At 33.2% G+C, this 22,756-nt stretch carries 21 protein-coding genes; 13 read left to right on the forward strand and 8 right to left on the reverse strand.

Annotated elements, in window-relative coordinates; genetic code table 11:
• Positions 1-20: 20 nt before the first annotated feature.
• Positions 21-908, reverse strand: a complete 888-nt coding sequence (locus ABS764_RS01600) for a carbon-nitrogen hydrolase (protein ID WP_408079283.1) — start codon at positions 906-908, stop codon at positions 21-23.
• 218 nt (positions 909-1,126) lie between these two features.
• Between ABS764_RS01600 and ABS764_RS01605 the strand changes: the two genes are divergently transcribed.
• On the forward strand, positions 1,127-5,485 hold the full coding sequence (locus tag ABS764_RS01605) for a PKD domain-containing protein (RefSeq protein ID WP_408079285.1): 4,359 nt from the start codon (positions 1,127-1,129) through the stop codon (positions 5,483-5,485).
• 15 nt (positions 5,486-5,500) lie between these two features.
• Positions 5,501-6,502, forward strand: coding sequence for a PorP/SprF family type IX secretion system membrane protein (locus ABS764_RS01610; RefSeq protein WP_408079287.1), 1,002 nt, complete (start codon positions 5,501-5,503; stop codon positions 6,500-6,502).
• A gap of 8 nt (positions 6,503-6,510) precedes the next feature.
• On the opposite strand, the gene ABS764_RS01615 is transcribed toward ABS764_RS01610, so the two are convergent.
• The gene (locus tag ABS764_RS01615; protein ID WP_408079289.1) at positions 6,511-6,873 is read right to left on the reverse strand and encodes a winged helix-turn-helix transcriptional regulator; all 363 of its coding nucleotides are present in this window, start codon (positions 6,871-6,873) and stop codon (positions 6,511-6,513) included.
• Positions 6,874-6,993: 120 nt separating this feature from the next.
• On the opposite strand from ABS764_RS01615, the gene ABS764_RS01620 reads away from it, so the two are divergent.
• The 6 genes from ABS764_RS01620 to kdsB all read left to right on the forward strand — a co-directional run bounded on the left by ABS764_RS01620 (position 6,994) and on the right by kdsB (position 10,903).
• Positions 6,994-7,872: an SDR family oxidoreductase gene (locus ABS764_RS01620; RefSeq protein ID WP_408079291.1), complete on the forward strand. Its 879-nt coding sequence runs from the start codon at positions 6,994-6,996 to the stop codon at positions 7,870-7,872.
• 105 nt (positions 7,873-7,977) lie between these two features.
• Complete coding sequence (ygiD, locus tag ABS764_RS01625; RefSeq protein ID WP_408079293.1) at positions 7,978-8,808, forward strand: 4,5-DOPA-extradiol-dioxygenase; 831 nt, start codon at positions 7,978-7,980, stop codon at positions 8,806-8,808.
• A 106-nt stretch (positions 8,809-8,914) separates the two neighbouring features.
• Entirely contained in the window at positions 8,915-9,253 is a 339-nt protein-coding gene (locus tag ABS764_RS01630) for a type II toxin-antitoxin system RelE/ParE family toxin (protein WP_408079295.1), read from the forward strand.
• A 4-nt stretch (positions 9,254-9,257) separates the two neighbouring features.
• Positions 9,258-9,551: a helix-turn-helix domain-containing protein gene (locus tag ABS764_RS01635; RefSeq protein ID WP_408079297.1), complete on the forward strand. Its 294-nt coding sequence runs from the start codon at positions 9,258-9,260 to the stop codon at positions 9,549-9,551.
• 44 nt (positions 9,552-9,595) lie between these two features.
• Positions 9,596-10,096: a hypothetical protein gene (locus ABS764_RS01640; protein WP_408079299.1), complete on the forward strand. Its 501-nt coding sequence runs from the start codon at positions 9,596-9,598 to the stop codon at positions 10,094-10,096.
• Between the two features lie 81 nt (positions 10,097-10,177).
• Positions 10,178-10,903 (forward strand): 3-deoxy-manno-octulosonate cytidylyltransferase, encoded by a 726-nt coding sequence (gene kdsB, locus ABS764_RS01645; RefSeq protein WP_408079301.1) that lies wholly within the window; start codon positions 10,178-10,180, stop codon positions 10,901-10,903.
• Positions 10,904-10,973: 70 nt separating this feature from the next.
• On the opposite strand, the gene ABS764_RS01650 is transcribed toward kdsB, so the two are convergent.
• Positions 10,974-11,639 (reverse strand): spermidine synthase, encoded by a 666-nt coding sequence (locus tag ABS764_RS01650; RefSeq protein WP_408079303.1) that lies wholly within the window; start codon positions 11,637-11,639, stop codon positions 10,974-10,976.
• Between the two features lie 178 nt (positions 11,640-11,817).
• On the opposite strand from ABS764_RS01650, the gene ABS764_RS01655 reads away from it, so the two are divergent.
• Positions 11,818-12,819, forward strand: a complete 1,002-nt coding sequence (locus ABS764_RS01655) for a hypothetical protein (RefSeq protein WP_408079305.1) — start codon at positions 11,818-11,820, stop codon at positions 12,817-12,819.
• 55 nt (positions 12,820-12,874) lie between these two features.
• On the opposite strand, the gene ABS764_RS01660 is transcribed toward ABS764_RS01655, so the two are convergent.
• Complete coding sequence (locus tag ABS764_RS01660) at positions 12,875-13,339, reverse strand: helix-turn-helix domain-containing protein (protein ID WP_408079307.1); 465 nt, start codon at positions 13,337-13,339, stop codon at positions 12,875-12,877.
• 313 nt (positions 13,340-13,652) lie between these two features.
• Between ABS764_RS01660 and ABS764_RS01665 the strand changes: the two genes are divergently transcribed.
• The 4 genes from ABS764_RS01665 to ABS764_RS01680 all read left to right on the forward strand — a co-directional run bounded on the left by ABS764_RS01665 (position 13,653) and on the right by ABS764_RS01680 (position 18,587).
• Positions 13,653-14,807 (forward strand): M14 family metallopeptidase, encoded by a 1,155-nt coding sequence (locus ABS764_RS01665; RefSeq protein WP_408079309.1) that lies wholly within the window; start codon positions 13,653-13,655, stop codon positions 14,805-14,807.
• A 77-nt stretch (positions 14,808-14,884) separates the two neighbouring features.
• Positions 14,885-15,364, forward strand: coding sequence for an Lrp/AsnC family transcriptional regulator (locus ABS764_RS01670; protein ID WP_007139244.1), 480 nt, complete (start codon positions 14,885-14,887; stop codon positions 15,362-15,364).
• A gap of 111 nt (positions 15,365-15,475) precedes the next feature.
• The gene (locus ABS764_RS01675) at positions 15,476-18,061 is read left to right on the forward strand and encodes a phosphoenolpyruvate carboxylase (RefSeq protein ID WP_408079311.1); all 2,586 of its coding nucleotides are present in this window, start codon (positions 15,476-15,478) and stop codon (positions 18,059-18,061) included.
• Positions 18,062-18,071: 10 nt separating this feature from the next.
• Entirely contained in the window at positions 18,072-18,587 is a 516-nt protein-coding gene (locus tag ABS764_RS01680) for a DinB family protein (protein WP_408079750.1), read from the forward strand.
• A gap of 1 nt (position 18,588) precedes the next feature.
• On the opposite strand, the gene ABS764_RS01685 is transcribed toward ABS764_RS01680, so the two are convergent.
• The 4 genes from ABS764_RS01685 to ABS764_RS01700 form a co-directional block, all read right to left on the reverse strand.
• On the reverse strand, positions 18,589-19,065 hold the full coding sequence (locus tag ABS764_RS01685) for a DNA-deoxyinosine glycosylase (RefSeq protein ID WP_408079313.1): 477 nt from the start codon (positions 19,063-19,065) through the stop codon (positions 18,589-18,591).
• A gap of 4 nt (positions 19,066-19,069) precedes the next feature.
• Positions 19,070-21,184 carry a DNA helicase RecQ gene (gene recQ / locus ABS764_RS01690; RefSeq protein WP_408079315.1) on the reverse strand — a complete coding sequence of 705 codons (2,115 nt, stop codon included), beginning with the start codon at positions 21,182-21,184 and terminating at the stop codon, positions 19,070-19,072.
• A gap of 91 nt (positions 21,185-21,275) precedes the next feature.
• On the reverse strand, positions 21,276-21,680 hold the full coding sequence (locus ABS764_RS01695) for a DNA primase (RefSeq protein WP_408079317.1): 405 nt from the start codon (positions 21,678-21,680) through the stop codon (positions 21,276-21,278).
• 10 nt (positions 21,681-21,690) lie between these two features.
• Entirely contained in the window at positions 21,691-22,662 is a 972-nt protein-coding gene (locus ABS764_RS01700) for a deoxyhypusine synthase family protein (RefSeq protein WP_408079319.1), read from the reverse strand.
• Positions 22,663-22,756 lie beyond the last annotated feature (94 nt).

Below are 22,756 nucleotides of genomic sequence, written 5' to 3' on the forward strand. Positions count from 1 at the left end.
TAAAATCTGTGAGTTCTATATTAATCAATCGCTCGTTTTGTAATATCTCCAAAAGCATCGATTCTTCTATCTCTGAAGAAAGGCCAGTTTTGACGTACATTTTCCTGTAAATCTAAATCCACTTCAGCGATTAAGATTTCCTCTTTGTCATGGGAAGCCTGTGCCAAAATTTCTCCTTGCGGTCCACAGATAAATGAAGCTCCCCAAAATTCAATTCCGGGTGTATCCGGTAAATATTGTTCTAAGCCAATTCGGTTTGCTGCAGCTACAAATACACCATTAGCAACCGCATGACCTTTCATTACATTCATCCAGGCACCATATTGGTTTTCACCATAGTGCTCTTTTTCTTGTGGGTGCCACCCAATTGCGGTTGGATAAAATAATACTTCAGCACCTTTTAAAGCGGTCAAACGGGCTGCTTCAGGATACCATTGATCCCAACAAATTAAAGTTCCAATATTCCCTTTTTTAGTCGGATTGTTTTTAAAACCTAAGTCACCCGGTGTAAAGTAAAATTTCTCATAGAAAGCAGGATCGTCAGGAATATGCATTTTTCGGTATAATCCTGCTTCAGTTCCATCCGTATCAATTATATAAGCACTATTATGATAAATTCCGGCCATCCTTTTTTCGAAGAAAGGAACAATAATTACGACACCCAATTCTTTAGCTAATTCGCTAAAAGCAATAAAAGAAGTGCTGTATAAAGGTTCAGCCAGGTTAAAGTTTTCTACATCTTCGCTTTGGCAGAAATAATGACTGCTGTATAATTCAGGTAATGATATGACTTCGGCTCCCTGACTGGCAGCATCTCTCACCCAATTGATACATTTTTTCAAATTGTTTTCGGCATTATCATTCAGGTTTAACTGAACAACGGCAATTTTATATTTTTTGTTTGGCATCGTAAAAAAAAATTAGACTGTAAAAATAGTTATTTTTATGAAGAGTAGAAATAGTGACTTTTATTAAAAAGAGGTTTTTCCCTCTTTAACAAATATTTTAAGTATCTGAATAGTAAATATTGGGAACTTAGCTCATAAAACACCCGAATATTATTTTATATAATGTTTATTTAAAAATTATATATATTTTTGTCAGAAAAATACAGAATCCGTTTTTTATGATAAAACTTTACAGGATTGTACATTGTTTATGTATATGCATTGCTCTCATAGGAATAAATGAAACAATTGCCAATACTTTAAATACCACTGTTGAAAATACTGTTGCTGCTCCTGTAGTAGATTTTACTTTTAACAATAACAATAGTTGTTCCGGAACTCCCATTACTTTTGCTCCGGTAATTAGTGGTGATGCACCTTATACTTACAATTGGGATTTTGGTGACGGTACCAACTCTGCTAATAGTAATCCTACACATAATTTCATCGCTTTGGGGTGTGGAATTCAAAATTTCAGTGTTAAGTTAACGGTTACAGATCAAAATGGTTTAAGCAATTCAGTAACTAAAACAGTTTCAGTACAACAAAAGCCTGATTTAAAGTTTGTCAATTTAGATGCGGGTTCTACTTCAGTTTTTGAACGTTGTGGTGATAATAACACCAATTTAACCTATACTATTCGAGTAGGTAATGCTTCTGCTTCGGTCTCCTGTATTAGTTCTTACAATATAGATTGGGGTGATGGAAGCACTGAAACGAATGTTAGTTTTCCAAAGACACATACGTACCAACGTTTAGGTTCTTTTAATATGGTTATTACAGCCGTAGGAAGTGCAGGTTGTAATAATAGTATTTCGTACATCGTAAAAAATTCAAACAATCCTGTAGGAGCTTTGATTGCTCCAGGAAATACGACCAACTTTTGTATTCCGGTAGCACCAATGAATTTTGCCATTGGTTCCTGGGCATTAAATCCTTCTGATACCAGATATACGGTGAATTTTGGCGATGGTACAATTGAAAATTACACACAATCGCAATTAGAAAGTTCAGCATATTATAATGCTTCAAATCCTTCTGTTTCACAGGATTTTCCTATTCCGCATACTTTTACACGATTTAATTGTCCGGGTGGAAGTACGGTAACTTTGACGATTAGTAATTCTTGTGGAAGTACGAGTTTATCTGCCGGTCCTATCATTATTTTGGATAAACCAACTGTAAGTTTTAGTTCGCCAAGTATAGCCTGTGTGAATTCGTCAGTTTATTTTAGTAATACCACTGTTGCCGGATTTAAAAATGATTGTAGTACAGTGGGAGTATATACCTGGGATTTTGGTGATGGAACACCCGTATCTAATCAGGTTAATCCAAGTCATGTTTATACCTCACCAGGGTCATATACCATTAAACTAAATGCTGTAACGCCTTGTGGTGTGGGAGTAGAATACAGAAGAGATATTTGTGTGGAACCTGTTTTACAACCCAATTTTACTTATACAAAAGCTTGTATCAATTCGAATACTCAGATAAGCAATACAACCGATACGAGATTTGCCTGTGGTTCTCAAAGTTATTATTGGACAGTTACTTCTTATTATGATCCCTATTGTGAAAATGAAAGAGGGAATTGGTATTTTACTTCCGGAACAAGTTCAAACTCGAAAGATCCAGTAATCAATTTTACGGTTTCGGGAACTTATTACCTTCGATTAAGAACTATAAATTCCTGCGGTATCGAAAGAGAAATTACTAAGATTATAGAAGTTAAAAAACCTCCAATTATTACCTTAGATCCTATTTCTAATTTTTGTAATTCTGCCACAATCAATCCGGTTGGAAAAGTAGTAGAGAATTGTGCACCAAGTTCTGAATTGACTTATTCCTGGAGTTTTCCCGGAGGTACGCCTTCAACATCTAACTCCTTAAATCCTGGAGCTATTAATTATACAACCAGTGGAAATTATACGGCTACATTTACTGTAAGTAATAGTTGTGGATCGGTTTCAACGACACGAACTTTTTCTGTAAATACAGTACTTTCTCCAATTATTTCCGCAAAAACAGATAGAATATGTAGTGGAAGTTCTTTTAGCATAACTCCTAGAAGTGGTGGAGGAGATAATGTTCCGTCCGGTACTACATACACCTGGTCAACACCAACAGTTTCGCCTGCCGGAGCAATAAGTGGCGCATTTGCACAATCTTCTCCTCAAACGAGAATCAGTCAAACATTAACTAATCTTACCTCAAATCGTGCTACTGTTACTTATACTGTTTCGCCTACAGCAGGAAGTTGTCCGGGACCTAATTTTACCGTTACCGTTACCGTAGATCCATTGATTACTGCTAATCCTGTAATTGTAAATACGAGTTGTTTTGGTTCTGATGATGGAGCGATTAATTTAACAGTAGCAGGAGGAATCCCTTTTACTACAGGAGCTCCATATCAATTTTCATGGACAGGACCTAATGGCTTTACCAGTACTCATGAGGATATTTCCAATTTAATTGCAGGAACTTATACTTTGAGAATTACAGATAATGGAAATTGTCCATTTGTAGCTACTTATCAGGTAAATCAACCGGCTAAATTTGCATTTACTGATTTTAAAACAGACATCTCCTGTCATAATTTGAATGACGGACAAATTATTCTAAATGTTAGTGGCGGAACAGCGCCTTATACATATGTCTGGACCAAAGATGGTAATCCATTTTCTTCTTCGAAAGATATTCGGAATTTAGCCGAAGGCGTTTATCAGGTCATCATAACTGAAGTCAATAATTGTGATATTCTCGAAAAAACTTATACCATTGTCAATCCTCCTTTATTAGAAGTAAGTCTGGCCGGAAAAAAAGACATTCTTTGTTATGGTTATGCTACGGGTGAAATTGATGTTGATGTTATTGGTGGGAGAGCTGTAGAAATAAGTCCGGGTCTTTTCAATTACAGTTATTCATGGACCGGTCCTAACGGATTTAGAAGCTCTTCTAAAAACTTACGCAATCTGTACGCGGGAACTTATCGCTTAAGTGTAACTGATAATTCGGGATGTGTTGATAATCTGGATGTTATTCTGAATCAGAACAGCGAAATTAAACTGGAGTACACTAAAACAGAAATTGCCTGTTATAATGATGCGAATGCATCCATTACTATTACAAATATTACTGGCGGAGTTCCATTTGCTTCAGGTGAACCTTATAGTATCAAATGGAGTAATTTAGGTTCGGGAAGAATCCAAAACGATTTATCAGCAGGAACTTATGTTATTACTATCGAAGATGCCTTAGGCTGTCCAAAAGTATTTCCTGTTACCATTGATAATGTTCCTGAGTTTGCCATCCATCCTGATGTAAAACAAATTAGCTGTTTTGGAGCGAAAGACGGTCATATTCGATTGAACTTAGTAGGAGGAGTAGCTCCTGTAAAATTAATATGGAGTGATGATCCTACAGCCGGAGTTGAACGAAACAATCTTGGACCTGGAAGATATTCCGTCATTATTACAGATAAAAAACTATGTAAAATTGAGGATACTTTTATTATAAACGAACCTTTAGCTATAGAATTAAAAGCAGATGTTTCTAATCCGTTGAGTTGTAATGATGCCAATACCGGAGCAATTAATTTGATTATTACCGGAGGAACACCGCCTTTTACTTATGCCTGGTCGAATGGAGCAAAAACAAAAGATTTAATCAATTTGCCTCCGGATAATTATATTGTAAATGTAACTGATGCGAATGGTTGTAAAGCAACAGACTCCTGGAAAATTACCCGATTTGAACAATTAACACCTACTATCGAAACCATAACGGATTACGATTGTGATACTAAATATGTCAAACAAACTTTTGTAGGACATGTAAAAGGAGGGATTCCGCCTTATACTTTAAGCTGGTCTGACGGTGTAATTAGCGGCAGTAATAACCAGATTATGAACACTAAAAATAATGGTTTAATCGTATTTAGTGTGGAGGACAGTTTTGGCTGTAAACAGGATTTGCCTTTCAATGTAAACACTCCGGTACTGGGAAATGCCGGTTTTTCCTTTGAATCGTATGGAAATGATGTTTATAATTTATATTCCATATTTGACCCTGTTTTGTTTACCAATTTAGCTACGGGAGATTTCACTACTATTGCCTGGGATTTTGGAGACGGGAATTTCTCTGATGAAGAAAATCCTTCTCATATTTATACCAGAACAGGAACCTATACGATTAGGCAAACTGTTAGCTATCCTTTTGGTTGTCAGTATGTTTTTTCTAAAACTATTCAAATAGAAAAAGGATATAGTTTAGTAATGCCTACCGCTTTTACTCCGAATAATGATGGTACTAATGATAGTTTTGCTCCTGTATTTTTAGGTCTTACCCAAATTACATTGCATATTTATGATACCTGGGGGAGTTTAATTTACAGTGAAACAGGAGAAACCATAAAAGGCTGGAATGGAAAAGTAAAAGATACAGATGCCGAAAATGGAAATTATTATTTTAAAGTAATAGGTACAACCTTTTACAATCATACCATTACCGAAGAAGGAGCTGTTACATTAATAAAATAAAAGAATACCATTAAAATGAGAATTAAATTAATTATTATCCTGATTTCGTGTTTCTTTTATTCGAATGTTAAAGCACAGGATCCTGTTTTTACACAGTACTTTTTAGTGCCAGAAACTTTGAATCCCGGTTTTACGGGTTTTATGGAAACTACCTATTTGGGAATTATTCACAGAGAACAATGGCCGGATTTAAATTTAAAAATAGATACTGATTATGCTTTTTTGAATACCTGGAGTGACCAAATGAACAGTGGTATTGGCATCAGCTTTTTAAATCAGAGGGAAAGTGCAACCAATTATAATTTTTCTCAAATCAATGCCAATTATGCTTACCGTGTTCGAATAAGTGACGAATGGGATTTCAGACCCGCAATAGAAGTTGGTTTTGGATTAAAATCATTTGGATTCCAAAATTTATTATTGGAAGACCAAATCAATATTCGAACAGGAATTAATAATGCCACTTCAATTGATCCGGCATTACAAAATGATAAAGTTGGTTTTTTTGATATAGGAGCAGGGATGGTTTTTAATACGGAGGATTTATGGATCGGCTTGTCTGTAAAACACCTCAATAAACCTAATATTGCTTTTAATAAAGACGGAAATGTTCCTTTGAATACCTTTTTCTCCTTGAGTTCGGGATACGAATTTCTTTTAGCCGATTATATCGATGTACAATTTTTTCCGTATGCCACTAAAATGTTTGCTACAGCAAATTATATGCAACAAGGGCGTTATAACCGTCTGGATATAGGAACTTCTATATTATTTGAAAAAATGTTTTTTGGTATTACTGCCGTTACTAATCCTGCTAAGAACGGAATAGACGGACACTTACTCACTTCCTTAAATTTCTTTACCGGATTGCAATATGAGCATTTAAGGCTGGGACTTTCTTATGATGCCAATACAACTAAAATAGGCCGGACAGGAGGTATTTATGAACTTTCGCTGACTTACCAGTTTAATTTAGACAAAAAATGTTTTGGCTGTCCTAATTATACCGGAAGGTAAGTTGAATGTTACTTTTCTGAAAGTACCGCTTCCCGGTGTTGTATTCCCCATTCCAGCATTTTATCCAGAACATCACTCAGTAATTTTCCTGATTCAGTCAGTTCATATTCAACGGTAATAGGTGTAGTATCATAAACAGTACGTTTTACCATTCCGTTTATTTCTAAATCTTTTAATTCTTTGGATAGCATTCGGGGAGTAATCTTTGGAATATTACGCTGAATATCTGTAAAACGTCTTTTTTCGAATAAAAGCGAACCGATAATGGGCAATTTCCATTTTCCACTAATAACATTCAACGTATCATTTACTGCTAAAACAAACTGAATTGGACAGGATTTAGCTTCTTTAAAACTAATTATGTTTTCCATAATGTATTGATTTTATTGTTACTATACAAAAGGATAGTAGTATACTTTAGTACAGTAGTATATTTTGTATAGCAAATGTAAGTATCTTTGAATTATTATTAATGAAAAAAAACAGAAAAAATGAATACTACTATTTTAGTTACCGGAGCTACCGGAAATTTCGGAAAATTAACAATTGATTTTTTATTGAAAAAAGGAATCGCTCCGGCAAATATTTCAGCATTAGTCAGAGACGAAAACAAAGCAGAAGATTTGGCTGCAAATGGAATCAATATAAAAGTTGGAGATTATGACAATTATGAATCTTTATTAAATGCTTTTCAAGGAATCGATAAGTTATTATTGGTATCCGGTACTGATTTGGCCAACAGGATGAGCCAACAATTAAATGTTATAAAAGCGGCAAAAGAAGCAGGAGTGAAGCATATTTTGTATACCAGTTTTGAACGTAAAAATGAAACCGAAACTTCACCAATTGCCTTTTTAGCCAAATCCCACATTGCTACGGATCATGCTATCAAAACAAGCGGAATCAAGTATACTATTTTTAGAAACAATTTATATCTGGACGTTTTACCTATGTTTCTGGGAGAAAAAGTATTAGAATCCGGAATTTATTTTCCTGCCGGAGAAGGAAAAGCAGCTTATGTTTCCAGAACTGATTTGGCAGAAGCAGCTGCGAATGTATTGAGTTCTGAAGGACATGAAAACAAAGAATATGCAATGAATAATATCGAGAATTATTCGTTTCAGGAAATTGCCGAAGCTATAAGTAAAATTACATCTAAAGAAATTAAGTATTTCAGTCCGGCTACAGAAGAATACTCAGAAACACTCAAAAATGCCGGAGTTCCTGGAGAATACATAGAAATGTTTACAGGTTTTGCTGAAGCTATCAAGCAAGGAGAATTTGATTCTGATAAATCTGATTTGGAAAAATTATTGGACAGAAAACCTACAAGTCTGAATGATTTTTTAAAGAATGTTTATGCTAAATAAAATCCAGCACTCAGAAAATCAATAAAATTTCATTAACCACAAACTATACCAATTAATTTTCGCTAATTTGTGTAATTTGTGGTTGAAAATAAAAAATCATTGTTTATGAATACTTTAAACGATTTATATAAAATTTCGGGTAATTTTTCTAAAACGGATAAAATGCCGGTGCTGTTTTTAGGACATGGAAGCCCGATGAATGCTATTGAGGAAAATCAGTTTGTGGCTGGTTTTAGGAATATGGCTAAAACTTTACCGCAGCCGAATGCTATTTTGTGTATTTCGGCACATTGGTTTACTAAAGGAACTAAAGTTACAGCTATGGAAATGCCTCGAACGATTCATGATTTTGGAGGATTTCCAAAAGAATTATTCGCAGTGGAATACCCTGCCCAAGGAAATCCGGATTTAGCCATCGCAACTAAGGAATTATTATTGCCCACAGAAGTCGAACTCGATCACGAATGGGGATTGGATCATGGTGCCTGGAGTGTGATTAAACATTTATATCCTGAGGCTAATGTTCCCGTGATTCAGTTGAGTATTGATTATTCAAAATCACCACAATACCATTTTGAGTTGGCGCAAAAATTAAGTGATTTGCGTCATAAAGGCATTCTTATTATAGGTAGTGGAAATATTGTACACAATTTACTATTGGTCGATTTTTATAATATGGATGTAGATAATTATGGTTTTGACTGGGCAATCGAAGCCAGAGAAAAAACAAATTCCTTTTTATTGGATGGAAATTTCCAAGCCTTAATTGATTATGAAAAACAAGGACAGGCTTTACAACTAGCAATTCCAACACCAGAACATTATTTACCGTTGATTTATACTTTAGGATTAAAAGAAAAAAACGAAGAACTCAGTTTGTTTAATGATAAATTATTAGGTGGTTCTTTGAGTATGACTTCGGTGAAGATTGTTTAATATTTTGAATTAAAATAAGACTGTACATAGTTTAAAAATTGTAAATCAACAACCATTTGTTTCCTTATAAAGAAACTTGTATCTTTGTTAAATTAAGCGTATAAATATGGATTATAAATTCAAAGTTACATTTCTTGAACCTGTTTTGGAGTTTTTAGAAAGTTTAGATCAAAAAACTAAAGAGAAAGTTCTTTACAATATTTGGAAATCAAGAAGTGTAAATGATAATGAACTTTTCAAAAAACTGGAAGGTGAGATTTGGGAATTCAGAACTTTGTATAATAAACAATATTTAAGATTATTTGCTTTTTGGGACAAATCAGACAAGCAAGATACAATTGTAATTTCAACTCATGGAATAATTAAAAAAACAGACAAAACACCAAAAGTAGAAATGGAACGTGCAGAATCATTAAGAATAAAATATTTTAACGAGAAAAAATAAGATTATGAAAACATATAGTTTAGATGAAGTAACAGATAAATTCGTTGGAAAAAAAGGAACAGCTAATAGAGATGCTTTTGATAACGAGTTAAAATTAGAGCTTATAGGACAAACTATTAAACAAATTCGTAAAGAAAGAAATTTAACTCAAGAACAATTAGGAGAATTAGTGGGAGTTAAAAAAGCGCAAATTTCAAAAATTGAAAATAGTTTAACTGATGCGAGATTTGATACCATTATAAAAGTGTTTAAAGCGCTAAATGCAAAAATCAATTTTAGTGTTGAATTAAGTCATTAAAAATAAATTGCAAAACCATCTTAGATGAATTATATCATTTTAATATGAAAAAATATATTTTGATATTATGTTGTTTTCTTATAATTGTTTCTTGTAATAAAAACAAGAAAAAAGTTGTTGAAAAATCAAACATTGTAAAAAGTATAGTTGTATCTAAATTTAATTCCTCAAATAATTTAATACCTAAAGTTAATAGTGACACTTTGATTATTAAAAGTAAATGTGCAATAATATATGATCAAACAGAAAAGAATATTGAAAAAAGAAAAAAAGAAATTGGAGAAGAAAAATTTTATGTAGGTGCAGACGATTTTCTTTTTTATCTCAATGAAGCCAATGAATATTTGGAATCAAAAGAAATAAAAATCATTACAACTGAAAATCATAAAATTTTGAAATTTGTTTCAGATAATAAAAAAGTTACAATTATAAATCTTGATTTAGAAAAAGATATGGGTGGAGTTTATTTATTTAATTCCAAACAAACACCTAAAAAGATTAACATCATGGACATAAGTGACGAATTTGAATCTTATATGAAATAAAACATAGTTTAGAAAAACAACAAATTTCAATTTTAAATATATCTTTGCGCCTTTCTGCCTTTGTGGCAAATATAATTTTATATGAAAATAATAGCAGTCATTCCCGCCCGTTACGCCTCAACCAGATTCCATGCCAAATTAATGCAGGACCTTGGAGGGAAAACAGTCATTTTAAGAACCTATCAGGCAGCAGTAAACACTAATTTGTTCGATGATGTTTTTGTCGTAACGGATTCCAGTTTGATTTTTGACGAAATTACAGCTCACGGCGGTAAAGCGATTATGAGTATCAAAGAACACGAATCGGGGAGTGACCGAATCGCTGAAGCGGTAGAAAATCTGGATGTAGATATTGTAATTAATGTTCAGGGCGACGAACCTTTTATTAATGCCGAACCGTTGAAAGAGGTCATTGAAGTTTTTAAAAACGACCATGAACAAAAAGTAGATTTGGCTTCATTGATGTATGAAATCAAAGACGAGGAAGAAATCAACAATCCGAATAATGTGAAAGTAGTGGTGAATCAAAATAATTTTGCCTTATATTTTTCCCGCTCAGTTATTCCGTATCCCAGAGAGAAAAATGTTGGGGTACGCTACATGAAGCATATCGGAGTCTATGCTTTTAGAAAACAAGCTTTATTGGATTTCTATCATTTGCCAATGAAAACTTTGGAAGCTTCCGAAAAATTAGAACAATTACGCTATTTGGAATTTGGTAAACAAATAAAAATGGTAGAAACGACTCATGCCGGAATTGGTATCGATACCAAAGAGGACTTAGACAAAGCCCGAAAAATAGTTTAGTCAATAAATAAACTTTTTAGCCACGAATTCACGAATTGAAAATAAATTTGTGAATTCGTGGCTTAAAATTTCAGATCAATTTTTCAATAATAATTAATTCATTGTGCTGTTCTACCCTTGGAATGGTTTTAATTGCGAAAGACTGTTTTTTAAAATCGGTAATTAATTTTTTATTTCTAAGATTGTCCGCTCCGTTTAAAAGCATGGTGTTAAAAAGAATGTTCCCTTTGTTTTTTAACAGCAAACAAATCCGGTCGATAAAAAAGGATTCAAAAAGGAAGTTTGGCATTTTGGTATCCTGAAAAATATCGACTACAATCAAATCATATTTTTCGGTTGTTTTTAAAACAAATTCAAAAGCATCGTCAATCACAATGTCGAGCTGTGGAATTTCATTCAGTTTAAAAAAGCGATTCGCAATTTTAATAATTTCCGAATCAATTTCTACAGCTGTTATTTTTCCTTTAAACTCAATTTCATCAACCAGCGTTTTGATGACGCTTCCGCCTGCAACTCCTAAAACTAAAATATGCTGCATTTGCTTTATTCTGGCAAAACCAATGTTTTTTAAACCTAATTTTAAAATTCGCTGCAAACTTCCATACGAATAATTAGTATTTAAAGAATCCATGACCAAATCGCCATTAGACCAGCTAATTTCTAAAGTCTGACTTATAGCTGATTTTTGAGTATAAATTTTTATGGGGTAGAAATAACTTAAAAGGCGTTTAATCATAAAATATGGGCTTTTACCAAAAATAGCGCATAATTTTTAAAATTCTATATTTTATTACAGAAAAAAGAGTGAGATTTTGCTTATTCTGTTAAAATTTAATAACAGGATTTTTTTTGATAATTTTAAAACCATGACTGGGAAATTTTCGTAAATAAATGAAACTTTAAAAAATACAACTATGAAAAATTTATTTATCTCTTGCGCAGTCTTAATTTTATCACTGAGTTCCTGTTCTAATGATGACAAAGAAATGAAGGATAAAAAACTGGTATTAGTTACGTCAAGTAATACTTCAGGAAAAGTAACTTATGTTGACTTAGAAAAGCCTTCTCCAATGGTTCAGTCATTTACAATTGCTTCACTGGATGCTGAAGGAATTTCGTATGATCCGGATACAGATGCTATTACTGTAGCATCGCGTACAAATAACAGATTAGAAAGTTATTCGGATGTTAAAACCGCAGCTGCTTCCGGGGCTTTAGCATTAACAGCTTCTGTAAGCAGCTCAAATCTTGATTTTACAAATGCACGGGAAACAGCAGTTGCAGGGGATAAAATCGTAGTTGCTCAGGATCAGTTGGCGTCTAACGGGATGGTTAATAAATTATTTGTTTACCAGAAAACGACCTCAGGTTTTACGCTTTTAAAGTCTTATACCGTTGATTTTAAATTATGGGGAATTCATATGGATGGAAATGATTTATATGCAGTTGTTGATTTAACCTCAGATATTGCTGTGTTTAAAAACTTTATGAATAATCCTTCGGGGAATATTACTGCCACTAAACGGGTCAGTATTGAAGGTCTTGTAAGAACTCATGGAATTACTTATTCTGCTAAGGAGGACCTAATGGTTCTTACTGATGTTGGAAGTGCAACTTCTGATTCTGATGGCGGATTGGTTTATATTAAAAATTTCACCAGTGTATTTGCTTCAACTGCTAATATGGGAACTATCAGTACGGGAAATCAAATCAGGATTTACGGCCCCAACTCTCAGTTAGGAAATCCTGTAGATGTAGTTTATGATGATAAAACTAAAATGACGTATGTTGCGGAACGATTAAATGGAGGTGGAAAGGTATTGACTTTTGCAAAAGCTACTATGTCCGCTGATGCTAATCCTTTAAGTGTAAGAACTGAAGCTGGTGTTACTTCAATTTTTATTATAAGAAATTAAGATAGGTTTTTATTTGTTTTGTATAACCCTAAATGCTGTAAAAAGGTATTTAGGGTTATTTTTTTTGGTTAGCACTATAGGTCTTAAAAGTTCCGTCTTTGTAAAAAAACACTATTTTATCAATAGTTTCTTCAAAGAAATGAGCTGTGATTTCCGGTTTCTTTTCCGCAACGGTCTCTTTTTTATCTTCTTCTATAGTACCTTGAAAGCTTTTGGAAAACAAATCCTCTTTTATTGCAGTCCTAGTATCTGAAAAACTGCTTATAGCTTCAGCTTCTGTAGGGACTGAGTTATTTTTAGGGAAAGTTCCTTTACCGTTTAAAAGCCAGTACAAATCCACTTCAGGATAAACTTCTAAAATTTTAAGTATAAAATCCAGACTGGGTTTGTTTCTTCCGGAAAGGAGGTGGGACAGACTGGAGCGTTGTACTCCAATTTTATCTGCAAATGCAGAAGCGTTTACACCGTAGTATTCCAGTATAACTTCGAGTCTTTTTATAAAATCATCCGTGTTTACCATTGTAAATCAGTATTTAAATTTGACTATTTACAAATGTAAATAAAACAATCGGTATTAACAAATTTACAACTGTAAAGAGCGATTTTAAAGTTTAAAACATTAATTTTTAAGTTTATTTTATTAAGTATAAAAGACTGATAATTAAAATTTTATAATATTTATATAAACTAGGTAACATTTGTTAATTCCGGATTTAGTTTTTAGATATAGTTTTCTAAAACGACTGTTTACAATTCTAAAAAATCAAACCAAACAACTGTTTACAAATGTAAAAATAAAGATGTTTACTTTTGTAAATCAAATATATCAGATTATGAATTTAGAGCAGTTGTTTCTAGACAACAAGGAAAAAACGATTGAAGGCAGGTATTTGACTTTGGAGTCAATTGAGCCAATTTTGAAACGAATTAATACAGATAACCAACTTTCTATTATTGGACAATCGGTTCAGGGGAGACCAATTTATAAGTATATTATTGGTACCGGAAAAACTAAAATTTATTTGTGGTCACAAATGCACGGAAATGAAAGCACGACTACTAAAGCATTATTCGACTTTCTAAACCTCTTGCATAGCGGTAGTGATTTAGCCGAAAGCTTTCTGGAAAATTTTACATTTTGTTGTTTGCCGATGCTTAATCCGGATGGAGCTGTGTTGTACACTCGTGCGAATGCTAACGAAATTGATTTAAACAGAGATTCTCAGGATTTAACCCAACCGGAAAGCAAATTATTACGAGCTGTTTTTGAAGAGTTCAAACCGGATTATTGCTACAATCTTCATGATCAGCGTACTATTTTTGGTGTAGCAGACACCGGAAAACCGGCAACTGTATCTTTTTTAGCACCTTCTTACAATGAGGAAAGAGAAATAAATGATTCGAGACAAAAAGCGATTAATTTGATTGCAGGAATGAATGAAGTTTTACAAAAATTCATTCCGGGACAAATAGGCAGGTTTGATGATTCTTTTAATATCAATTGTATTGGTGATACATTTCAGTATTTGGGCGTGCCAACCATTTTATTTGAGGCTGGGCATTACCCTGGTGATTATGAAAGAGAAGTGACCAGAAAGCATATATTTATCGCATTAGTGACGAGTTTTAAAATACTTAGCGAAAACGTTATAGAAATTAACAGAACAGAGGATTATTTGAATATTCCTCAAAATAAAGTCACTTTTTATGATTTTATATACAAAAAGGTTAAAATAAATTATGACGGTAATGAAAAAATAACGAATTTTGCTGCACAGTACAAAGAAGAATTAGTTGACGGAAAAATCAACTTTAATGCTTACATTGTAAAAGTGGATGATTTGGAAGGTTTTTTTGGTCATGAAGTATTTGATGCCCGGGAAGGTGTTTATGAAGATGAGGACGAAAATTTTCCAAAATTAGATCAAAAAGCAAATTTTTGTGTAAATAAAAACATTAATTTTGTTAACGGATTGATAAAAAAGTAATTTTTTGTAAGAGTTCTTCATTTTTATGTATATTTTTATGCTTTAAAAATGATAATTAATAATATAATTAGAGAAATATGAGTAAGTTCCGTTTAGATGAAGTTGATCATCAAATATTAGACATGTTGATAGACAATACGAGAGTTCCGTTTACGGATATTGCTAAAAAATTATTGATTTCTGCTGGAACAGTACACGTGAGGGTAAAGAAAATGGAAGATGCCGGAATAATTATGGGATCTTCATTAGTATTGGATTATGACAAATTAGGCTATTCTTTTATAGCTTATGTGGGCGTTTTCCTGAATAATACTTCTCAGACTAAATTTGTTTTACAGCGAATTAATGAAATTCCATTTGTAACTGTTGCTTCGGTAACTACAGGTAAATTCAATATTTTTTGCAAAATCAGAGCAAAGGATACGAAACACGCTAAAGATGTAATCTTTATGATTGATGATATTGATGGTGTTTACAGAACCGAAACTATGATTTCTCTTGAAGAAAGTATAAACGATAAAAAGCGTTTGATGCATACTATTTTTAAAAATATGTAATCAACTTGAATGCGAAGTAAAAATATTACCTCAAGTTGACTCTTGGGGTTATTTTTTTTAATACTCAACAATAAAATACACTATAATTAACTTAATAATTTAACATAATTTATGTATACGCTCCCTAAAATAGAACGTTTTAACCAAAACGTACTCTCTAAATACAATATTTACAACAGCGTTTTTATTACTTTACCTTTTGACTCTATAGATAACACAGGTGCTTTATTACCTTTATTCACAGAAGTTTGTGAAACGGGTTTTAAAAAAATGGAAACTCCTAAGGAAATTTTCGAATTTTTCTCCAAAAAATATTTACATACTGACGTAGAAGCAGACAAAATCGATTTGATGTTTCGCTTTATTCAATATATTGAGCGCCAAATTGTATTGTTTGATGCTGTAGAAGATGCTGCATTTCCAATTGTAAATAATATGGAAGGGCGCGGTTCACTTAGAGATGTTAAAGAAAAATCAGATGCAAGAGGAAAAAATGAAGAGTTAGTTGAATTTTTAGAGAATTTCAATGTCAGAACTGTTTTAACAGCGCATCCTACACAATTTTATCCCGGAGCTGTATTAGGTATCATTAATGACCTGACGCAGGCAATTCGTGATAATAATTTACTTCAGATTAAACAGCTTTTAGCGCAGTTAGGGAAAACACCTTTTATTCAAAATGAAAAACCAAATCCTTTTGATGAAGCTGTAAGTTTGATTTGGTATCTTGAAAATGTATTTTATAATACTGCCGGTGATCTGATGCATTATTTGGAAACGAATATTGCTCCAACAGGAAATATTAAAAACCCAATTATCCAGCTTGGTTTCTGGCCGGGAGGAGACAGAGACGGTAATCCGTTTGTAACGACTGATATAACCTTAAAAGTAGCCGATCGTTTAAGAACTTCTATTTTGAAATGTTATTATTTTGAAATGAGAAACTTAAAAAGAAAATTAACTTTTTCAGGAGTAGATGTATTGGTGGCTGAACTTGAAAATAAATTATACCGTTCTGTATTTTACTCAAGAGGAGAAATTTATATTACTTTAGAAGAATTCAAAGCACAATTAAATAAGATCAAGACTATTATTGTCGAACAGCATCAATCTTTATATGTTAATGAATTAGAGGCTTTATTGATTAAAGTAAATTTATTCGGTTTTCATTTTGCGACCTTAGATATTCGTCAAAACAGCAGAATTCACGATGCTGTATTCAGAGATATTTTTGATTTCTATCAAAATAATGGAGGCGATATTTTTCCTAAAAACTATTACGAATTATCTGAGAATGAAAAATGTAAAGTTTTAACAAGTGTCCTGGGCAATCTGAATCCGGCTGATTTTAAAAACGAAATGACTAAATCTACTATCGAGTCAATTCAGGCTATCAAACAAATTCAGACCAGCAATGGTGAGCTTGGTGCTAACCGCTACATTATCAGTAATAACGAAAATGCGGTGAATGTTTTAGAAGCATACGCTTTATTCAGGTTGAGTAACTGGGAAAATCCTTCAGTTGATATTGTTCCTTTATTTGAATCTGTTGATGATTTACAAAATGCACATCATGTTATGGAGCAATTGTACACTAATCCTGTATATGCAGCTCATCTGGCTGACAGAGGAATGAAGCAGACTATTATGCTTGGTTTCTCTGACGGAACAAAAGATGGAGGATATCTTATGGCTAACTGGAGTATTTATCAGGCTAAAGAACAGCTTACAGCAATGTCCAGAAAATATGGTATCAAAGTAATTTTCTTTGACGGACGTGGTGGGCCGCCTGCACGTGGAGGAGGAAAAACACATAAATTTTATGCTTCTTTAGGTCCGGATATCGAAAACAAAGAAATCCAGGTAACTGTTCAGGGACAAACTATTAGTTCTAATTTCGGAACTTTAGATTCCTGTCGTCATAATTTAGAAAATTTATTGAGTGCCGGAGTCACTAATCAGGTATTTAATAAGGAATTAAATAAGTTTTCTGAAACTGACAAAGAAGTAATGACTCAGTTATCAGAGCTTGGATATAAAAAATACCTGAGTTTTAAAAATCACGACAAGTTTATTCCATATCTGGAAAAAATGAGTACGCTGAAATATTATGCTAAAACTAATATTGGTAGCCGTCCTTCAAAAAGAAGTAAATCTGAAAAACTTGATTTCAAAGATTTAAGAGCAATTCCATTTGTGGGTTCATGGAGTCAATTGAAACAAAATGTCCCTGGTTTTTACGGAGTAGGATCAGCTTTGAGACATTTTGAAGAGACAAATCAATGGGATAAAGTTCAGGATTTATATAAAAATTCTATGTTCTTTAAAACATTGTTGGAGAACAGTATGATGTCATTAGCAAAATCATTTTTTCCATTAACAGCATATATGAAGAATGACCCTGAATTTGGGGAATTCTGGCAAAATATCTACGATGAGTTTTTAGAAACGAAACGATTATTGTTGAAAATTGCAGGACATAAAGAACTGATGGAGAATTATCCTGACGGAATGGCTTCGATTCAGATACGTGAACGTATTGTATTGCCTTTATTGACAATTCAGCAATATGCTTTATTGAGAATTAATGAACTGAATAAAGAAAGTGTTCCAGATGATAAATTGATTAAGGTATACGAAAAAATCGTAATGCGTTCTTTATTTGGAAACACCAATGCTAGTAGAAACTCAGCTTAATGACAAAATAATGAAGCGAACTGATATTCCGGAAAACGAATATTCTAAATTTAATGCTACTTATATTAACGCAGCAACTGATGGAGATTTACATGAAGACTTAGAAATAAGTCTTCATGATTTTATTCGATTTGTTCAGGATATTCCAATGGATAAATTTGACTATCGTTATGCTGAAGGCAAATGGACGATTAAAGAAATTATTCAGCATATTATTGATACAGAACGTGTTTTTAGTTACCGTGCTCTTCGGGTTTCCAGAAATGATAAAACACCATTGCCGGGTTTTGATGAAAACGATTTTGCTTCCAATACCAATGCCAATGACAGGCACTTGCAAAGTTTGTTAACAGAATTGTCTATTGTTCGTCAGAGTACTTTAGCACTTTTTAAAAGTTTTTCCGAAGAACAATTAAAACGAATCGGAATCGCTTCAAATGATGAAATTTCAGTGCGTGCTATTGGTTTTATTATCATTGGACATCAAAAACATCATCAAAAAGTTTTTCAGGAAAGATACCTGTAAATTATTCAAAACAAGTTGACCAGATTTTCAGCTTGTTTTCAAAAGACATCGTATTAGCGGGACTTGTAGAAGGCATTACATAATAAGTAATGCCTTTTATTTGTCCAAAACTTTTTACAAAATACCGGTGACTTTCTTTTCCGTTAAAAATAATTTTTCTAATATTTGGAAATTGACTGAAGAGAGTTTGAAAATCATTAGGTTTGTGATTTTTAATATGAATATCTAAACTTCCTTTGCGCTCGCAATTTTCTAAGACATCCCAAATTCCGATTTTATTCTTTTCTAATAGTTTTATTTTTTCTTCGAAATGAACTGAAACGGGTAATTTATCAAAAAGTGTATAGATTATTTTCCAAAAATGATTTCGTGGATGCGCATAATATTCCTGTTTCTCTAAAGAGGCAATTCCGGGCATAGTTCCTAATATTAGGATTTCAGTTTCAGAGTTTACAAAAGGAGGAAAGGAATGAATCATGATTTTAGAGGTTTTCTTCTTCTTTTTCAATTATAGCTAATCCCAGCCTTATTTTTCCATAACTAATTTGTTCTTCAAAATAGTCAAAATAAGGTCTTAGTGCATTTGGGGTTTCTAAAGTTTTTCTTGCTTGTGAAATTTTGCTAACTTCTTCTTTTGAAATGAATTGGTATAAATCAATTAAAGCTCCGTCTGAATATAATTTTGCTAAATGGGACATGATAGTTCCTAAGCCTAATTTTCGTTTTTCAGCAATTTCATCAACAGATAATCCTTCGTTGAATAGCGCCAGTGTTTCTTTATAAGTAGCCGATTCTTTTTTTGTTTTACTCTTTTTATCTTTTTGAAAAGCAATAATAGCTTTGATGAAAGCATCACCATATTTTTCTAATTTCGCTTTTCCTACACCGTCAATAATGATAAATTCTTCTTCACTCATCGGGCGGTTTATTTCCATTTGGCGTAAAGCAGCATCACTGAAAATTACATAAGCGGGAACTTCTTCTTCTTTGGCGATCTCATAACGCAATTTGCGTAAACTTTCAAAAAGAGAATTTGCAATTACCTTTGTTTTAGTTTCTTTATTTTTAACTTTTTCAGTATTTACTTTTTGTAAGGTGTTGAGCTGTACTTTTTCACCTTCAAATAATACTTTTTTAGCTAACGGAGTAAGTTTTATTTTATTTTGCTGATGAAATGCAATTTCGCAATATCCTAAATTAATAAGCTGAATCAGGTATTGATTCCAGTCTTGCCATGAGATTTCGATACCTACACCGTATGTTTTTAAATTCTGATATTCTTTTTCATAAATATAAGCATTTTTAGAACCTCTTAAAAAGTCAACTACTACAGCTAATGATTCTGATTCTTTAAGTCTGATAATTGCCGAAAGTGCTTTTTGTGCAATGATAGTTCCATCAAAAAAGGCGGGAGGATTTTTACAAATATCACAATTACCACAATTTTCGGTTACGATTTCTCCAAAATAGGAAAGCAATATTTTACGTCGACAGCTCAAAGCGTCTGCGTATTGTTTCATTCTTTCTAATTTTGCCAGCTGGATTTCGGCATTTTGTCCCTGTGAGGCAAATTTTTGCAACTGAATCAAATCGCCATAACTTTCGAATAAAATAGTTTCTGAGGCTAATCCGTCTCGTCCCGCGCGACCAATTTCCTGATAATAGCCTTCAATATTTTTAGGCAAATTATAATGAATAACCCAGCGCACATTCGATTTATCAATTCCCATCCCGAAAGCAATGGTAGCACAAACTACCTGGCATTGATCATTTATGAATTCATCCTGAGTTTTAAAACGAATCTCACTATCTAAACCAGCGTGATAAGCCTTAGCTTTGATTCCAATTTTACTGAGTTTTTCGGCAAGTTCTTCAGTTGTTTTTCGGCTAAGACAATAAATAATACCGGATTCAGCAGGTTTTGATTCAATAAAATCAATAATTTGTTTGACTCTGTCCAGTGCAGGACGCACTTCCAGACTCAGATTTTTTCTATCAAAAGGAGCTACAAAAGTTCTGGGGTTTTTTAAATTTAACTGATTGCCAATGTCCTGACGTGTAGCTTTATCGGCAGTTGCAGTTAAAGCTAATATTGGAGTAGAAGGGAAGCGGTTTTTCAGGTAGCCTAAATTAGTATAAGCAGGTCTGAAATCATGTCCCCATGACGAAATGCAATGTGCCTCGTCAATAGCAATGAGGCTGATGGTAACAGCACTAAATGCATTTTCCAGATAGGATAAACTTTCAGGAGCTATATAAACAAGTTTAACTTTATTATTTCTCAGGTTTTCAATATGCAACTGCTGTTCATTATCAGTTTGTGTACTATTGATGAAGCAGGCAGCAATTCCGTTAGCTTTCAGACTGTCTACCTGATCTTTCATTAAAGCAATGAGAGGGGAAATCACAATAGTAATTCCCGGGAATAATAAAGCCGGCAACTGAAAACAAATAGATTTTCCACCACCTGTAGGCATAATTGCTAAAGTATCTGTTCCGTTTAAAACGGTACTTATAATTTCTTCCTGATTAGCTCTGAATTTTTCAAATCCGAAATTTTCTTTAAGAGTATGATGTAGGATTTGAGAAGTAATCATTTTGTACTACTTAATTTGATTGTGTTTTTATGGATAAAAAAAGGAACTCTTTTTTGGAGTTCCTTTTGGTGTATTATATTCTGAAAATTAATTAATCTTCGTCCTCTTCGTCGTCATCCTCTGCGATGTCTTTGTCATCAGCATCAGCATCTTCATCTTCGTCATCCAGATCCGGTTTGTCTATATTTTCGTCTTCATCATCATCGTCATTAATATCATCATCAAGATCTAAACCTTTAATTGGAGCAATTGGTTCGATTTCATCATCAATATCATCATCTTCATCAAAGTTTTCGATTCTGTCAGCAAGTTTTGTACTTACTTTTACTAAATAAATGGTGTCTTCAGTACGCACTTCTACTGCTTCCACTAATTCGTTTTTAGCATTTTTAAAACGGATGATATCTTCGTCGTCATATCCATCAGGAAATTTTTCAACCAATAAGTTTAAAATTTCATTTGTCAGTTTAGCGTACTCAACAATAACTCTTCTCATAAAAATGGTATTATAAATCTAATAAATAAGCAAAAATTAATGGCGCTACAATAGTAGCATCTGATTCAATGATAAACTTAGGAGTAGTAATATCTAATTTACCCCAAGTGATTTTCTCGTTCGGAACTGCTCCTGAATAAGAACCATAACTGGTTGTAGAATCTGAAATCTGGCAAAAATAACTCCAAAACGGAATATTATGCATTTCCATATCCTGATATAACATTGGTACTACACAAATAGGGAAGTCTCCAGCGATACCACCGCCAATTTGGAAAAATCCAATACCATTATCACTATTTTTTGGATACCAGTCTGCTAAGAAAGTCATGTATTCAATACCTGACTTCATTGTAGACGCTTTTAATTCTCCTTTAATAACATAAGATGCAAAAATATTACCCATAGTGCTGTCTTCCCATCCTGGAACAATAATAGGCAAATTTTTCTCAGCTGCAGCATACATCCAGCTATCTTTTAAGTCAATTTCGTAATACTCTTCAAGAACACCTGAAAGCAGCATTTTGTACATAAACTCATGAGGGAAATAACGCTCTCCTTTATCATCAGCATCTTTCCAGATTTTGTAAATATGTTTTTGCAGTCTGCGGAAAGCTTCGTGTTCCGGAATACAGGTATCAGTTACACGGTTCAGTCCTCTTTCTAATAAATCCCATTCATCCTGCGGAGTCAAATCGCGGTAGTGAGGCACTCTTTCATAGTGAGAGTGTGCTACCAGGTTCATGATGTCCTCTTCAAGGTTTGCTCCCGTACAGGAAATAATCTGCACTTTATCCTGACGAATAATTTCAGCGAATATTTTTCCAATTTCTGCTGTACTCATGGCACCAGCCATACTTACCATCATTTTAGCTCCATTGGCCAATTGTTGTTCGTAGGCTTTTGCGGCATCGACTAAAGATGCAGAATTGAAATGTAAATAATGCTTTTCAATAAACTGACTGATCGGTCCTTTACTCATTTTATGGGGTTTAAATATTTTGTAAATTTATAGCTATCTGAATCTAAACTGGCTCAAATATAATGAAATTATAAATCTACTAATTGTGTGTTTT

Origin of the sequence: Flavobacterium plantiphilum (genome assembly GCF_046000495.1) — a bacterium.
Classification (GTDB): Bacteria; Bacteroidota; Bacteroidia; order Flavobacteriales; family Flavobacteriaceae; genus Flavobacterium; species Flavobacterium plantiphilum.

Coding starts and splice junctions, on each gene's coding strand:
- ABS764_RS01630 (WP_408079295.1), top strand. CDS start 8,915: ATGGATTATAAATTCAAAGTTACATTTCTTGAACCTGTTTTGGAGTTT.
- ABS764_RS01675 (WP_408079311.1), top strand. CDS start 15,476: ATGTATACGCTCCCTAAAATAGAACGTTTTAACCAAAACGTACTCTCT.
- ABS764_RS01635 (WP_408079297.1), top strand. CDS start 9,258: ATGAAAACATATAGTTTAGATGAAGTAACAGATAAATTCGTTGGAAAA.
- ABS764_RS01600 (WP_408079283.1), bottom strand. CDS start 908: ATGCCAAACAAAAAATATAAAATTGCCGTTGTTCAGTTAAACCTGAAT.
- ABS764_RS01610 (WP_408079287.1), top strand. CDS start 5,501: ATGAGAATTAAATTAATTATTATCCTGATTTCGTGTTTCTTTTATTCG.
- ygiD (WP_408079293.1), top strand. CDS start 7,978: ATGAATACTTTAAACGATTTATATAAAATTTCGGGTAATTTTTCTAAA.
- ABS764_RS01660 (WP_408079307.1), bottom strand. CDS start 13,339: ATGGTAAACACGGATGATTTTATAAAAAGACTCGAAGTTATACTGGAA.
- ABS764_RS01605 (WP_408079285.1), top strand. CDS start 1,127: ATGATAAAACTTTACAGGATTGTACATTGTTTATGTATATGCATTGCT.
- ABS764_RS01615 (WP_408079289.1), bottom strand. CDS start 6,873: ATGGAAAACATAATTAGTTTTAAAGAAGCTAAATCCTGTCCAATTCAG.
- ABS764_RS01670 (WP_007139244.1), top strand. CDS start 14,885: ATGAGTAAGTTCCGTTTAGATGAAGTTGATCATCAAATATTAGACATG.
- ABS764_RS01695 (WP_408079317.1), bottom strand. CDS start 21,680: ATGAGAAGAGTTATTGTTGAGTACGCTAAACTGACAAATGAAATTTTA.
- ABS764_RS01680 (WP_408079750.1), top strand. CDS start 18,072: ATGAAGCGAACTGATATTCCGGAAAACGAATATTCTAAATTTAATGCT.
- ABS764_RS01655 (WP_408079305.1), top strand. CDS start 11,818: ATGAAAAATTTATTTATCTCTTGCGCAGTCTTAATTTTATCACTGAGT.
- kdsB (WP_408079301.1), top strand. CDS start 10,178: ATGAAAATAATAGCAGTCATTCCCGCCCGTTACGCCTCAACCAGATTC.
- ABS764_RS01685 (WP_408079313.1), bottom strand. CDS start 19,065: ATGATTCATTCCTTTCCTCCTTTTGTAAACTCTGAAACTGAAATCCTA.
- recQ (WP_408079315.1), bottom strand. CDS start 21,184: ATGATTACTTCTCAAATCCTACATCATACTCTTAAAGAAAATTTCGGA.
- ABS764_RS01700 (WP_408079319.1), bottom strand. CDS start 22,662: ATGAGTAAAGGACCGATCAGTCAGTTTATTGAAAAGCATTATTTACAT.
- ABS764_RS01665 (WP_408079309.1), top strand. CDS start 13,653: ATGAATTTAGAGCAGTTGTTTCTAGACAACAAGGAAAAAACGATTGAA.
- ABS764_RS01650 (WP_408079303.1), bottom strand. CDS start 11,639: ATGATTAAACGCCTTTTAAGTTATTTCTACCCCATAAAAATTTATACT.
- ABS764_RS01640 (WP_408079299.1), top strand. CDS start 9,596: ATGAAAAAATATATTTTGATATTATGTTGTTTTCTTATAATTGTTTCT.
- ABS764_RS01620 (WP_408079291.1), top strand. CDS start 6,994: ATGAATACTACTATTTTAGTTACCGGAGCTACCGGAAATTTCGGAAAA.